The organism is Colwellia sp. BRX8-5 (assembly GCF_014077325.1).
Taxonomy (GTDB): domain Bacteria; phylum Pseudomonadota; class Gammaproteobacteria; order Enterobacterales; family Alteromonadaceae; genus Colwellia_A.
This window is the reverse complement of record NZ_JACGVR010000012.1, coordinates 12418-26332: the sequence shown is the minus strand read 5'-3', so window position 1 is coordinate 26332 and position 13915 is coordinate 12418. Positions and strand designations below refer to the sequence as shown.

Here is a 13915-nt window from a genome sequence, read left to right as displayed (position 1 = left end):
TAGTTCCTAAAGAAAGTTAACGCAGTGAACGTACTGCATTCGCTTTAAATTGAATAAATATACTTTGACCCAGCATTAACGATAAGCGCTTAGCCGACCAAGTCGTAATGGTGACAAAAAAGGGTTGTGCTGAGCAATTAACCGTTATTAGCATTTGAGCATTAGCGCCATCAGACGATATGATATGACTAATTGCTGTTATTTCACCATGTAAGTGATTAACAATAGAGCTTTCGATAGGTTCATGTAAAGTAATGCTAATATCACTAGCGGCAATAATGCAGCGCACTTTTTTATTTTTGTCTGATGGGCTGTCACAAGCAATAAATATTTGTTGCTCGCCTAAACGTAAACTTGTTAAGCCGTATTCGGGTAAATGCTCTTTCACCATCAATGATAAGCTGGTTTGATGCAATATTTCGTTATTGGTGGTTAGTTGATGAATAACGTGGTGAATATCACCATGATGACTCACTTTTCCTGAAGAAATAACCAATAGCTTATCGGCCAGTTGTTGAAGCTCATCTAAAGAATGGCTGACATATAACATTGGTAAATCAAGCTGTCTCTTGACCCTGTCGAGTAAAGCTAACAAGATAATTTTATTTTTATCGTCAAGTGCACTCAAGGGCTCATCAAGTAATAACAATCTTGGCTCAGCTAATATCGCACGCGCTAATGCAACACGCTGTTGCTCGCCCCCAGAGAGTTGAGTAACCGCTTTATCGAGCAAGCTTTCAAGCTGGGTGAGTTCAACTATTTCTGCAAAACTTAACCGACAATTCTTATGTCGTTTTTGCCCAAAACGTAGGTTTTCTTCGACATTTAAATGAGGAAACAAGCGACTATTTTGAAAAACTAAACCTATGCGACGTTGATGTGGCGCAACAAACGTTTTTGCCTCGCTATTAAATAAGTATTCATCATCAAGTAATACCTTGCCATGTGCTTGTTGTTCTAATCCGGCGATCACTTTCAATAAGGTTGATTTTCCAGAGCCAGAATGACCAAAAATCCCCGTGATACCGGTTAAAGATATTTTGTCATCAATTGTTAATGAAAACTCGTCATGCTCAACGGTGAAATTTAGTGCTAGCTCAGCCATTAATTAAACCTCTTTGATTTAACTCGTTTATTTTTAGCAGGCCGATTCAGTAAATAAATTAAAGATAATAGAACAAGCGATGAGATAACTAAACTTATTGAAATAAGGTGTGCTTGTGCATAATCGAACGCTTCAACATGATCGAACAAGGCAATTGACAGCACACGGGTTTCACCTGGAATATTACCACCAATCATTAAGACCACACCAAATTCACCAACCGTATGAGCAAAGCCTAAACTGGCTGCGGTAATAAAACTGGCTTTAGTCATCGGCATAACAACAGTAAAAAATCGATCGAAAGCGCTAGCACCAAGCATAGCTGCTGCTTCTAATAAGTCATCGCCCAATTGCTCAAATGCCTTTTGTAATGGTTGCACAACAAAGGGTAAAGAGTATAAAACAGAGCCAATAACAATAGCAGAGAAGCTAAACGCTAGTTGTTGACCGGTTGCCTGTTGCCAAATTTGTCCTGGAAGGTATTGTGGAGAAAACAACAATAATAAATAAAATCCCAGTACTGTCGGTGGTAGCACTAAAGGTAAAGCCACTAATGCTTCAATAAAAACTTTCGAACGGCTTTGCATTTTAGCGAGATACCAAGCGAGTGGCGTGCCAATTAACATTAAAATAACCGTGGTTAAGCCCGCCATTTTTAATGTAGTGATCAGCGCCAGCATATCTGGGTGGGTATTACTCATTGGCATTGATCTCATTCGACGATGCATAACCTGATTCAGTAATAAACTGTTGAGCTTGCTTACTCATCAACAAGGTAACAAAACGTTCGGCTTGAGCTATTTTTTTACTGTGCTTTAAAATAACTAATTGCTGTTTTATTGGTTGATGTAAATGTGAGGGGATCAATACTCCCTTAAAATTATTGAGCACTAATTGACTATTACTGACAATGCCTAAGTTTACCGCTTGCGAACGTGTTTGCTGAAACGTTTGACCAATATTAATTCCTTGAATTAATCGGTCTTTATAATCATCCCAACGTTGTAAATTTTCTAATACTTGCTTAGCAGCCTTACCGTAGGGCGCAATCCTGGGGTTAGCAATGGCAAGGCGATGTTTATTATTATTAAGGGCTACCAAGAGATCGCTGTCAATATTACCCTTTGCAGACCAGAGAGCTAGCTGCCCAAAAGCATAGGTTTGCAGACTTCCACTCACCGCTAAGCCGCTTGTTGATAATAATTGTGGTCGTTCACTGTCAGCAGATAAAAACACATCAAAAGTAGCGCCATGTTCAATTTGTAGAAATAAAGTACCACTGGATGCCGCGATAAGAATTGGTGATAAAAATTGTTTTTGATTTGAATTAAAGCGAGCTAGTAACTGTTTTAATGTCGGTGCAAAATTCGAAGCAACGGCAATGCGCAAGGGTGCTTCATTCTCACTTGCCGTGTCTTTAGCCGCAACTAAAGTTATCGGTAACATAAGTAGCGCTATCAATAAAAAACGAGTAGATATACTCGCCAGCATTAATGCCAAAGCTATTTACTCCACGCCTGTGCTTTTTCTTTATCACTGGCTTTCGCTGCTAACCAGGTTTCACCAAGTTCAGTGAGTTCTTTTTTCCAAAATGGCGCGGCCACTTTTAAAAAATCCATAATAAATTCATTAGCAGCAAATGCATCTTGACGATGTTTACTAGTTACACCAACAAAAACAATTTGTTCACCTATGGCTAACTGGCCGATTCGGTGAATGACTTTTACACGGCCAATATCCCAGCGTTTTTTTGCCGTATCAATGATTTCAGCTAATAGCTTTTCAGTCATATCAGGGTAGTGCTCAAGGAATAATCCTTTAACTTTCAAACCCAAGTTATTATTGCGCACTCGACCGCTAAAGGTAACAACGGCACCATCTTCAACATTATCATTCTCTAACAGATTAACTTCAACACCGTGATCAAAGTCTTCGGTTTGAATACTGATCTCTGGGTACTTATTATTGAGACTCGCCATATTAACTATTTTATCCTCCGGTGACGGGTGGAAAGAAAGCCACTTCGTCTCCTGCTTTCACCAAAAAATCATTATTAACCATTTGATGATTAACCGCACAAAGTAATGAATTATTGGTGAGGTAATGTTGCCAATCATTATTTTTTTCACCTAACGCCACTTTAACTTCAGCGACGGTAGTAGCAAGGTCAGCACTTATTTCAGTACCCGCAGAGCCGAGCTGTTCTCGCAACGCGGCAAAAAATATTACTTTGATCATAGCTTATCCTTTATTCTTTGAATCTTCTAAAGCTTGCTCTGCTTTTGCTTGCCAAGAGCCTGATTTACCCCCTTCCTTAGTCATTACACGAATACCGTGAATTTCCATTAAAGGGTCAGCGGCTTTACACATATCAAATAATGTTAAACACGCAACAGCAACCGCTGTTAAGGCTTCCATTTCGACACCCGTTTGTCCGGTTAGTTTACATAAACTTGTCACATGCACTTGGCTACGTTCTTCATCAATGGTGAAATCAACATTTACTTTAGTTAACATCAACGGATGACAAAGAGGAATTAAATCACTGCACTTTTTTGCTGCTTGAATACCTGCAATGCGAGCGACAGAAAATACATCACCCTTTTTATTATCACCTTGGGTAATTAACGACAAGGTATGTGCCGACATTTGGATATAACCTTCGGCCGTCGCAGACCGTGACGTCAGCGCTTTATCGGTAACATCAACCATATTTGCTTCACCACGTTTGTTGACATGGCTTAAGGCGTTAACATGGTTATTATTTGCTAAAGTAGTCATTAGTCGCGCGTCTCACAAACTTCTGCCATTTTTAAATGAGGTACAAAATTACAAGGGCGATGGCTCGCATCAAGTTGCTCTCTAATGAGTTTATCCCAAGCAGTACGACAGGCATTAGTTGAGCCCGGCACACATAAAATAACTGTGCTATTAGCAATGCCGCCAAACGCTCGCGACTGAATTGTCGACGTGCCAATTTCATCAAGCGAAATAGCCCGGAAAACTTCACCAAAACCTTCGACATTTTTATCAAATAAAGGTACTAAGGCTTCAGGAGTATTATCACGAGCAGTAAATCCGGTGCCGCCGGTCGAAATTATCGCTTGGACATTATCGTCAGCAATCCATTTTGAAACAATGGCGCGTAGTTGATAAACATCATCTTTAACAATCACTTTATCGGCAAGTTTATGACCCGCTTCAGTTAAGCGTTCAACAAGTACTTGCCCTGATGTGTCATTTGATTCATCACGGGTATCAGAAACAGTTAATACCGCAATTGATAAGGGAATAAAAGCGTTACCGCTATGTAAAGAGCTCATGATTTTTCCTAAATTTTATTAGTTTTCTGTTGATTGTTAAATAAAAAACGCAAAAATTCACACAGAAAAGCGTTGCTGCGCTTGTTGCCATTCTTGCGGTGTATTGGTATTAAATAAACACTGTGGTGACTTTACAGCTAAAACTTGATGTGGCACTTGTGCAAACATCGAACGAATAGACGGACCATTTTTCTTAGGGTTATTTTTTTCGCTTAACCCACCTTTATTACCTTGCAAATACTGGAGAAAATGCGTGGTAAAGAATTGCTCAACAAAAGCATTGTTAGGTAAATAAAGTGGTAAAAAATGATCAGAAAAAAAGCAGGCTTTTTGAGCTAACTCACCTTTTATTTTTAACTGCGCAAGTGTTTCCTTGGTCATTAAAGGTAAATCAACCGGTAATATCAATAATGATTTAGGTTGGTATTTTTTAATAACACTGTAAATACCCCCCATTGGGCCAAGTTCTGCAAATTGGTCAGTAACAAAATTTTCGCTGTTAACATCAGCCCCATCAATGTTTCCACTGACGACAATGTTATTTATACCAATATTTTTCAGCAAGTTCTTACTAAAACTGAGCATATTTTCTTTGCCATTTACTGCAGTCTTATTACGCATTAACAAAGCTTTATTGCTACCCATACGAGAAGATTTCCCACCCGCTAGCACTACGCCTAAACATCCTTGATTAAACAAAGCTGCATTCATCTTAGCCACCCAACATCGCAAGGTTTTTGGTGGCACCGGTGAGTTTATCTTGCAGAAAATGTGTGGCTTTTTTATCGGTCATCATCGCGCGAATCTGTGCTTTCAATGGCTCAATATCATCTTGCTGTAAATACTCTTTTAACGGTAAACCTTCTTCGGTAAATAAGCATAAATGTAATTTACCTAATGAACTGACCCGCAAACGATTACAAGTATTACAAAAGTCTTTACTGTACGGCATAATTAAACCGATTTTACCTTGATAATCAGGATGATAAAACTCTTGTGCTGGGCCTGCTGCTTTATCGTTAACTACAGGTAACCAACCATCTAATATTAAATTTTGCTTAATACGTGCACCTTGTACATGTTGTGCATCAAAAAATTCTTGGTTATCACCCGTTTGCATTAATTCAATAAAGCGCAAAGTCACCGGAGTCACTTTCAGCCAATCAAGAAAGGTTTTAATGTCGTGACCATTGTATTCGCGCATTAATACGGTATTAATTTTAATTGTTGCACGACCATCTGCCAACGCCATATCTATACCTTTTAAAATATGGGGTAACTTATTATGACCGGTGATTGAATGGAACATGCGCGGGTCAAGACTATCAATACTGATATTAATCGCGTCAATTCCAGCATCTAGCCAGCCTTGCAGATGTTCAGGTAATTTATAACCATTAGTGGTTATCGCGACTTTTTTAATACCGGGCGTTTGCTTACAAGCAGCAATAATTTCAGGTAAGTCTTTACGCAATGAAGGTTCGCCACCGGTAATACGGATTTTCTCTGTACCCATTTGAGCAAAAGCGTTGGCAACACGCTTAATTTCATCAAAGGAGAGAAAATCACGATCATGGTCGCATGAATAACCATCAGGCAAGCAATAGGTGCAACGGAAGTTGCAAACGTCAGTAATAGAGAGGCGCAAGTAATAAAACTTGCGACCGAAGTTGTCTGTTAACATCTCACCTTTCCAAATGTAGGGAGGCTAACAAGTTTCCCTGTTAACCCTGGTGGTTATAGCAAAATTACTATTAACCACGGCTTAAATAGCATTCTAAAAAAAGATTTAGCTAGAAAAGCTCGGCGAATAATTCATTTAATGAATACAAGTATAGTAAACTATTTCACTATTAAAATACGGCTAGACGATAAGTAATTTTGATTTGCATCAAAAAGTCATCACTTTACACGTATTATTGATGAGTAAATTTACGTCATAATAACGTATTCCTATGCCGTTAAGTAAATTGCAATAGACGCGAATGGGAATAACAAGCAGGCGGTGCTAATTTGCCGTGTAAAAATAAATATAAAAGAAGAGTTACTTATGGTTGATTGTTGTTCTGCTCCTGGATTATTACCTTTCGAACAAGCGATGGAAAAAATGTTGTCGGCGATTACGCCGATCGATAAAACTGAGTCGGTTTCTTTAGCATTAGGTTTAAATCGTGTGCTAGCTCGCAACATTTCGAGCCCATTAAATGTTCCTCCTCATCATAATTCAGCTATGGACGGTTATGCCTTTAAATGGGCAAGTTTACAAACGACCGATACATTAACTATGATTGGCCGGTCAATGGCTGGCGCGCCTTTTCAAGGTGAATGTAAAATCGGTGAATGTATTCGTATAATGACAGGTGCAAAATTACCAAGTTGTTGTGATACCGTTGAAATGCAAGAGAACTGCCAAGCAAAAGATACCGGCATTACATTCCTAGAAAACCGAGAATTTAACGATAACATTCGCTTTACCGGTGAAGATATCGCAATAGACCAACCCGTTTTTAGCCGAGGTAAAAAACTTTCGGCGATAGATATTGGTGTACTGGCATCTTTAGGTGTACCAATAGTAGAAGTCTATCGTAAAATTACTGTTGCTGTATTAGCAACCGGCGATGAATTAAAATCTCCGGGCGAAGTCCTTAATGACGGTGATATTTATGAAAGTAATAGCCATGCATTAATTGCGATGTTGACTAAACTGAATGTTACGGTGATTAATTTTGGTATTATCGCTGACGATGAACAAGCAATACGCACTGCATTTGAACAAGCCGATCAGCAAGCCGATGTTGTAATTTCCTCAGGAGGTGTTTCTGTAGGTGACGCCGATTATACTAAGTTGATACTTGAACAATTAGGCGAAATTGGTTTTTGGAAAATAGCCATGAAACCCGGTAAGCCTTTTGCTTTTGGAAAATTACCTAATAGTTACTTTTTTGGCTTACCCGGCAACCCTGTTTCAGCCTTGGTCACCGCACATCAATTGGCAGTACCCGCGTTGTTAAAATTACAGCATGCCCAAGCTAAAAAGTTACCGCTATTAAAAGTAAAAACAGCCACCCAATTAAATAAGCGCGCCGGACGCATGGACTTTCAACGGGCGATATTGTCAACCAATCACCAAGGCGAGATGATAGTTACCAGTACAGGTAGTCAAGGCTCAGGAATTTTAACCAGCATGTCGACGGCCAACTGTTATATTGTTTTACCGGCAAACCAAGGCAACGTTCCCGCTAATGAAATGGTTAACGTGCAACTATTTGATGATGTTATTCAGTAGCGTTATCTATTTTTAGCTTGTTATGAACACACAATATGACGATTAAAATATATTGCCTACCGGGTACCATGTGCGATCAACGTCTGTGGCAGGCTTGCATCACTTACTTACCTGAAAATGTGGAGCTTATCCACATTGCCATCCCCGTGGAAAATAGTATTGATAAAATAGTCACTGCGCTTGAACAAAAATTCCCAGTAGGAAGAATAAATTTAGCGGGTTTTTCTTTAGGGGGATATATCGCGTCGGCTTTTGCGCTGAAATATCCTAATAAAATTAACAAACTACTGCTTATTTCTAATATGTCTTATTTGTTGCCACCTGCTCAATTAAAAGAGCGCAGCCGCACGATTGCTTATGTTAAATTGCATGGTTACTCAGGCATCACCAGCAAACGTATAACTGCACTGCTGCATGCAAGCAAACACAACAATCAAGGCATCATTAACTGTATTCGAGCAATGGATATTGAGTTGGGTAAGGAAACACTTATCCATCAATTAACAGTGACCACCCAACGCGAGAATTTATTAGTAAAACTTCCTACGCTTGCCATCCCCATTCAGTTCTTAATTGGTGATAATGACTCGCTGGTTAAGTTAACGCGCATTACCGCTATTTTAACGCAATCGCCGCTGATTTCTTTAATAACACTTGCCGACACCGGCCATATGTTACCGCTTGAACAACCAGAAAAGTGTGCTGGCAATATGATTCGTTTTTTTATCGAGTAATAAGCATTTAAACAAGGTAAAATGACGTATTATTTTTATGCCAAGGAATTCCCGTTGAGCCAGCTTAGTTTTTCCACCTTACAACTCAAACCTGAGTTAATTCAAAATTTAGAGTCTATGGGTTATCAACAGATGACCGACATTCAAGCCCAAAGCTTGCCAACTATTATTGCCGGTGGTGACGTTATTGCCCAAGGTAAAACAGGCTCTGGTAAAACCGCTGCCTTTGGCCTAGGTGTTTTAGAAAAACTAGACGTAAAACGTTTTCGTATTCAAACACTGATCCTTTGTCCAACACGTGAATTAGCCGACCAAGTAGCGAAAGAAATTCGTAAATTGGCCCGTGCCATCCATAACATAAAAATATTGACCCTTTGTGGCGGTATGCCTTTTGGCCCGCAAGTCGGTTCTTTAGAGCATGGCGCTCATATCATTGTTGGCACGCCAGGAAGAATTGAAGATCATTTAGGTAAAGGCACATTGAAATTAGACGATGTGAATATGCTAGTGCTCGATGAAGCCGACCGTATGCTAGAAATGGGCTTCCAAGCCTCCGTTGACTTTATTATTAGCCAAATTCCTCAACAACGACAAACCTTATTATTTAGTGCAACTTACCCGGCAGAAATTGCCGATATTGCTAAAAAAATAATGCAATCACCGACCAAGGTAACCGTTGAGGGGAATCACGAAGAAAGCACCATATCACAGCATTTTTATAAGGTAGAGAATGACAGCGAGCGTATCGACGGTATCCGTTTATTGTTATTAAAGCATCAACCTGAATCAAGCATCGTTTTTTGTAACACCAAAAAAGACGTACAAATTGTTGTCAATGAACTACGTAATTACGGTTTTAATGTTCAAGATTTACATGGCGATTTAGAGCAAAGAGATCGTACCGAAGTATTAGTTCGCTTTGCCAATAAAAGTATTTCAATTTTAGTCGCCACCGATGTTGCCGCGCGTGGTTTAGACATTGATGCGCTAGATGCAGTATTTAATTATCATATCGCTCGTGATAGCGAAATTCATGTACACCGTATTGGCCGCACAGGCCGAGCGGGTAGCACAGGTATTGCTTGTTCTTTTTTCAGTGAAAAAGAAAGCTACAAAATAGGTTTATTAGAAGATTACCTTGACCGAACTATCGAAGGCGAATTACTGCCAGACGCTAGTGTATTAAACGCCTCGGTGTATTCTCCGAAAATGGCAACAATACAAATAGATGGCGGTAAAAAGCAAAAAGTACGTGCGGGCGATATCCTTGGCGCTCTAACTGGCGATAAAACTATTTCAGCTAGCGAAGTGGGAAAAATTCAATTATCAGATAACTGGGCTTATGTAGCTGTAAGTCGAAAGTTTGCCAAACAAGCCTTTAAAAAACTTAGTGATGGCAAGTTAAAAGGTCGTAAATTTAGAGTAAGATTACTATAGTTACTATCGGTTAAAACAGTATTTATCAATAACGAGGTTTTATAAAATGATTGTATTTTAATGAAAACCTCGTATGATACTGTTGTTTTGTACAGTTAATTTTGATTGTATAAGCGGTTTTAAATCGTATATGATAAAACCATCAAGCGTAATATTGATCCTATAAGGGAAAAAAAATGGCAGTTGAAAGTCGATTTGTCGTCATTAGACAAGGTGTGGAGGTAGAAACATTCATGGATAAAAAAGCAGCAGACGAGTATGACAAAATGCTTGATATGGCTGACAGCTTAGCCGAGATGTTTGAAGCCAGCAGCTTTAATATTGATGAAAAAGTGCGTGAAGAACTCTGTATTTATCTAGCTAAGAATCGTGAAGATGTGCTTGTTGCTTTGCAAGCTAAGAAAGCTAAGCCAGAGACTGCTGCTAAAAAGAACGTTACAGCACCAGTTGAAACAGTAAATAGCACTGACTCGTCGCCAGAAATTGAAGCAACAGCAAAAGTAAAAGCGCCACGTAAGGCTAAAGCGAGCACAAGTAAATAAAGTGCGCTGTACTGGTTTGAATTTATCTTTACTTAACACTAGATAATATTGAATTATGTTGTCATATCAGCTCATTCGTAGCGTTAAAAGAAAAACGGTTGGCTTACAAGTTAAGCACGGAAAAATTATAATCCGTGCGCCAAAATATGTTTCTGAAGATGATATAGCGAACATTGTTAAATCAAAAAGCCTTTGGCTGCACAGAAAAATTGCCGAGCAAAACGCACAACCTGCCACTCAAAATAATCATTATCAAAAAGATAGCCAATTGCTTATTAATGGCGAACTTAAAACACTTGATATTCATTATGGTCTATTTCCAGAAATAACGCTTCATCAAGATATCATCATAGCGACTCTCGCTAGTAAATTAAAAATCAAAGTAGCTGATGATATAAAGAACCAAGATAAATATGTAAAGCAACAACTTGAAGCTTGGTTAAAGCAGCAAACTTATGCTTATATTGATGAAAACTTATCTCATTATGCGGAAAAAATTGGTGTTTTACCCAAATCGTTTAAAGTCAGATTATATAAGTCTAGATGGGGCAGCTGTAATAGTAGAAGTGAACTGAGTTTCAGTTCTTTATTAGCCATGACGCCTAAATGGATTATCGATTATGTAATAGTTCACGAGCTTTGTCATCTTAGGCACATGAATCATTCAACTAAGTTTTGGCAATTAGTTGCGCTTAACTACCCTAACTACGCTTCAGCTAAAACGTGGTTAAAATCCCACCAAAACCAATTACAATGGCCGACTCTTTAATGGTCATAATATCCTCGTAGGGGATAAATGAGCGAACAAATAAATCTTTTTATAAAGAAGATAAAATCAATTCAGTATTAGACTAATAAAATTATCAACAATTTCTTCAACTTACATTATATTGTGGCACGAATATCGCTTAGTATTTGAATACTAATTTAAATTCACAGGATATGACAATTTATTAGCCATTGTTATAATCAATAGATGAAGAGATAAATGATGAAATTCAAAACATACAGCTGGAAAGCTATTGCGATTTATACCCTTTCGACAATAATGTCTATCGTGTTAATTAACCTAATAATCACCTTCTAATTAGGTAAAAAAATAAAAGTATCACGGCAAAATTATCACTAATTTTTGACCGTATTATTATTAGCTTGTTGTTATATTGTGCAATTATTAGAGAGATCGTCATTAAAAGCATAAAAAATCAGCATTTTGTACTTTATTAATTAACAGTACCGCTTATTTAAGGTAGATTAACGCCATAAAATAAAAAAAATAAAGGATTACCCATTACATGAGCTTTTCAGTTCTTGTTTGTGATGACTCTAATATGGCCCGTAAACAAGTTTTACGTAGCTTACCAGAGCAACTATCAGCTAATGCACAATTAGCAAAAAATGGTCAAGAAGCTGTTGAACTTTTACGCAGTCAAGTATTTGACATTCTATTTCTAGACCTCACCATGCCTGTTCTAGATGGCTTAGGTGTACTCCAAACCCTAAAAGATGAAAACATTACACCGGCAATTTTTGTTATATCAGCCGATATACAACCAGAAATGCAAAGTAAAGTACTTGAACTCGGTGCCAAAGCTTTTTTACGTAAACCAGTTGAATTAGAAGTCCTTAACACTAACCTAAGAAATCATGGTTTTTTATGAGCAACCTCAACTTAAATGAAGATCAGCAAGATTGTTTACAAGAAATAATTAATGTTGCTATGGGTCAAGCAAGTGACCAACTTGCCCGATACTTAAATACCTTTGTTTATTTAAAAGTACCTAGTATTGAACAAGTCAGTACGCTAAGCCTGCTTAACTCGTTAAACAGTGATGAAAATTCTGCTGCGGTAGTAAGTCAAGGCTTCTTTGGTTACGAAGGCATTCGCGGTGAAGCACTGCTTATGTACAAGCCAAAAGATTCTGATCGACTTGCAGATTTACTGGGCTATGAGCCTGATGAATTATCTGTTGAAGAACAAATTATCGACTTAAGCTCTATTTTAACCACCACCTTCTTAAATGTTTTTGCTAAACAAATAGATAATCAAATGTCTTACAGTGCGCCGCGTTTATTAGCGGGTTCACAAAGTGCAATATCCGATCATCTTGCCCAACAATCATTTAATTGGGACTTAGCTTTAAAAGTTAAAATAACTTATCAAGTTACTGACTATTCATTTAATTGCGATATGGTTTTGTTTATTCCTGAGTCAGCAATTATTAATATAAAAACAGTTATTGACAGAATTTTGGAAGAGTTCTAAATGCTTGCTGATGATATTTGTCCTGATATTGCCAACAAATTAAATACCGGTATTCTCATCATAGATAGTCAATACAATATCGTATTTTGGAATCGGTATTTACAAATTCATGCTAACAAAAAGCCTGAAAATGTTATCGGACAAGATATTTTTATTGTCTTTCCCGAGCTGCCAGAAAAGTGGTTCAAAAGAAAAATTGAAAGTGTCTTTCAACTAAAAACCCAGTCTTTTTGCTCATGGGAACAAAGACATCACCTTTTTGAATTGCCTCATACCCGCCCTATGACGACAGACAGTCACTTTATGGCTCAAAACTGTACCTTTTTGCCGCTTGAAAATAAAGAGGCTAACGAACACGTTTGTATTCTTATCGAAGATGTTACCGATGTATGCCATTACCAAAGTAAGCTAAACAAAACACTTGAAGAGCTTGCACAGGCCAATCGTATCGATGGCTTAACACAAGTCTTTAACCGCAAGCATTGGGAAGAGTGTCTCGAAAAAGAATTTTCGCGCGCACGTCGTTATCAGCATGGTTTAGCGCTTATTATGTTCGATTTAGATCATTTCAAATTACTTAATGATACTTACGGACATTTAGGTGGCGACATAGTACTAATAGAAACCGCTAAAGTGATCAGTGAACTACTGCGCTTAGGTGACTTATTCGGTCGCTATGGCGGTGAAGAGTTTGCAATTATTCTGCCTAATACCGATCTTGTTGGCGCTTTAGATGTTGCTGAGCGGATCCGTGTTGCGATCAGCAAAAATATCATTAACTTTCAAGAAGTCGAAATAAATGTTACCGCCAGTGTTGGTGTTGCAGTCATCACCGAAGCAGACACCCGTTATGAAGACTTAATATCCCGCACAGACCTTGCCTTATATGACGCTAAGGCTTCTGGAAGAAACATAGTTTGCGCTGCAAAAGAGACTATTCCAGCCTAAAAAACTGAATATATTCGCTTTATTATCCAAATAAAACCCTCTTACTGCTTATTTATGAATAAAATATAACTTTTTATTCATAAATAACTATTGACAGTAAAACACTGCTCAGGCATTTTATAACCATGAAAACATTTGTCCGTCGTATTACCATTATTATTATCACTACCACCCTCAATGGGATGGTTGTCATCGGCTGACGTGTAAAAAACACATAAATAAAAGCCCGTGACCCCTTAGGTTCCGGGCTTTTTTTTGTTTTAAGGTTTTAATC

At 38.2% G+C, this 13915-nt stretch carries 17 protein-coding genes and 1 riboswitch; of the genes, 8 read left to right on the top strand and 9 right to left on the bottom strand.

The features are described 5' to 3' along the window. Window positions 1-16: 16 nt before the first annotated feature. From modC to moaA, 9 genes are all read right to left on the bottom strand, one after another. Window positions 17-1105, bottom strand: coding sequence for a molybdenum ABC transporter ATP-binding protein (gene modC / locus H4J62_RS09995; RefSeq protein ID WP_182213243.1), 1089 nt, complete (start codon window positions 1103-1105; stop codon window positions 17-19). Beyond that, on the bottom strand, window positions 1105-1806 hold the full coding sequence (gene modB / locus H4J62_RS09990; RefSeq protein WP_070374821.1) for a molybdate ABC transporter permease subunit: 702 nt from the start codon (window positions 1804-1806) through the stop codon (window positions 1105-1107). Before modB ends, modC begins: the two co-directional genes overlap by 1 nt. Continuing rightward, on the bottom strand, window positions 1799-2596 hold the full coding sequence (gene modA / locus H4J62_RS09985) for a molybdate ABC transporter substrate-binding protein (protein WP_259364643.1): 798 nt from the start codon (window positions 2594-2596) through the stop codon (window positions 1799-1801). Before modA ends, modB begins: the two co-directional genes overlap by 8 nt. Before the next feature lie 11 nt (window positions 2597-2607). Further along, complete coding sequence (gene moaE / locus H4J62_RS09980) at window positions 2608-3084, bottom strand: molybdopterin synthase catalytic subunit MoaE (RefSeq protein ID WP_070374822.1); 477 nt, start codon at window positions 3082-3084, stop codon at window positions 2608-2610. Window positions 3085-3094: 10 nt separating this feature from the next. Then, window positions 3095-3343, bottom strand: coding sequence for a molybdopterin converting factor subunit 1 (gene moaD, locus H4J62_RS09975; RefSeq protein ID WP_182213240.1), 249 nt, complete (start codon window positions 3341-3343; stop codon window positions 3095-3097). Window positions 3344-3346: 3 nt separating this feature from the next. Continuing rightward, window positions 3347-3886, bottom strand: coding sequence for a cyclic pyranopterin monophosphate synthase MoaC (moaC, locus tag H4J62_RS09970; RefSeq protein ID WP_182213239.1), 540 nt, complete (start codon window positions 3884-3886; stop codon window positions 3347-3349). Further along, window positions 3886-4428, bottom strand: coding sequence for a molybdenum cofactor biosynthesis protein B (gene moaB, locus H4J62_RS09965; RefSeq protein WP_182213237.1), 543 nt, complete (start codon window positions 4426-4428; stop codon window positions 3886-3888). The genes moaC and moaB overlap by 1 nt, the downstream gene beginning before the upstream one ends. 57 nt (window positions 4429-4485) lie before the next feature. Continuing rightward, window positions 4486-5139 carry a molybdenum cofactor guanylyltransferase gene (locus tag H4J62_RS09960; RefSeq protein ID WP_182213236.1) on the bottom strand — a complete coding sequence of 218 codons (654 nt, stop codon included), beginning with the start codon at window positions 5137-5139 and terminating at the stop codon, window positions 4486-4488. A gap of 1 nt (window position 5140) precedes the next feature. Next, entirely contained in the window at window positions 5141-6112 is a 972-nt protein-coding gene (gene moaA, locus H4J62_RS09955; RefSeq protein WP_182213234.1) for a GTP 3',8-cyclase MoaA, read from the bottom strand. After that, window positions 6099-6249: riboswitch (molybdenum cofactor riboswitch) on the bottom strand. It overlaps the preceding gene by 14 nt. 229 nt (window positions 6250-6478) lie before the next feature. Between moaA and moeA the strand changes: the two genes are divergently transcribed. The 8 genes from moeA (at window position 6479) to H4J62_RS09915 (ending at window position 13641) form a co-directional block, all read left to right on the top strand. Continuing rightward, the gene (moeA, locus tag H4J62_RS09950; protein WP_182213233.1) at window positions 6479-7714 is read left to right on the top strand and encodes a molybdopterin molybdotransferase MoeA; all 1236 of its coding nucleotides are present in this window, start codon (window positions 6479-6481) and stop codon (window positions 7712-7714) included. Between the two features lie 35 nt (window positions 7715-7749). After that, window positions 7750-8448: an alpha/beta fold hydrolase gene (locus H4J62_RS09945; protein ID WP_182213231.1), complete on the top strand. Its 699-nt coding sequence runs from the start codon at window positions 7750-7752 to the stop codon at window positions 8446-8448. Window positions 8449-8469: 21 nt separating this feature from the next. Beyond that, the gene (gene dbpA, locus H4J62_RS09940; protein WP_182213229.1) at window positions 8470-9885 is read left to right on the top strand and encodes an ATP-dependent RNA helicase DbpA; all 1416 of its coding nucleotides are present in this window, start codon (window positions 8470-8472) and stop codon (window positions 9883-9885) included. A gap of 176 nt (window positions 9886-10061) precedes the next feature. Then, on the top strand, window positions 10062-10427 hold the full coding sequence (locus H4J62_RS09935; protein WP_070374830.1) for a YebG family protein: 366 nt from the start codon (window positions 10062-10064) through the stop codon (window positions 10425-10427). Window positions 10428-10485: 58 nt separating this feature from the next. After that, a complete protein-coding gene (locus H4J62_RS09930; protein ID WP_182231337.1) occupies window positions 10486-11196 on the top strand; it encodes a M48 family metallopeptidase in 711 nt (236 codons plus the stop codon). 526 nt (window positions 11197-11722) lie between these two features. After that, entirely contained in the window at window positions 11723-12088 is a 366-nt protein-coding gene (locus H4J62_RS09925) for a response regulator (protein ID WP_070374832.1), read from the top strand. Beyond that, entirely contained in the window at window positions 12085-12693 is a 609-nt protein-coding gene (locus H4J62_RS09920; protein ID WP_182213225.1) for a chemotaxis protein, read from the top strand. The genes H4J62_RS09925 and H4J62_RS09920 overlap by 4 nt, the downstream gene beginning before the upstream one ends. Continuing rightward, on the top strand, window positions 12694-13641 hold the full coding sequence (locus tag H4J62_RS09915; protein WP_182213223.1) for a sensor domain-containing diguanylate cyclase: 948 nt from the start codon (window positions 12694-12696) through the stop codon (window positions 13639-13641). Window positions 13642-13915: the final 274 nt, after the last annotated feature.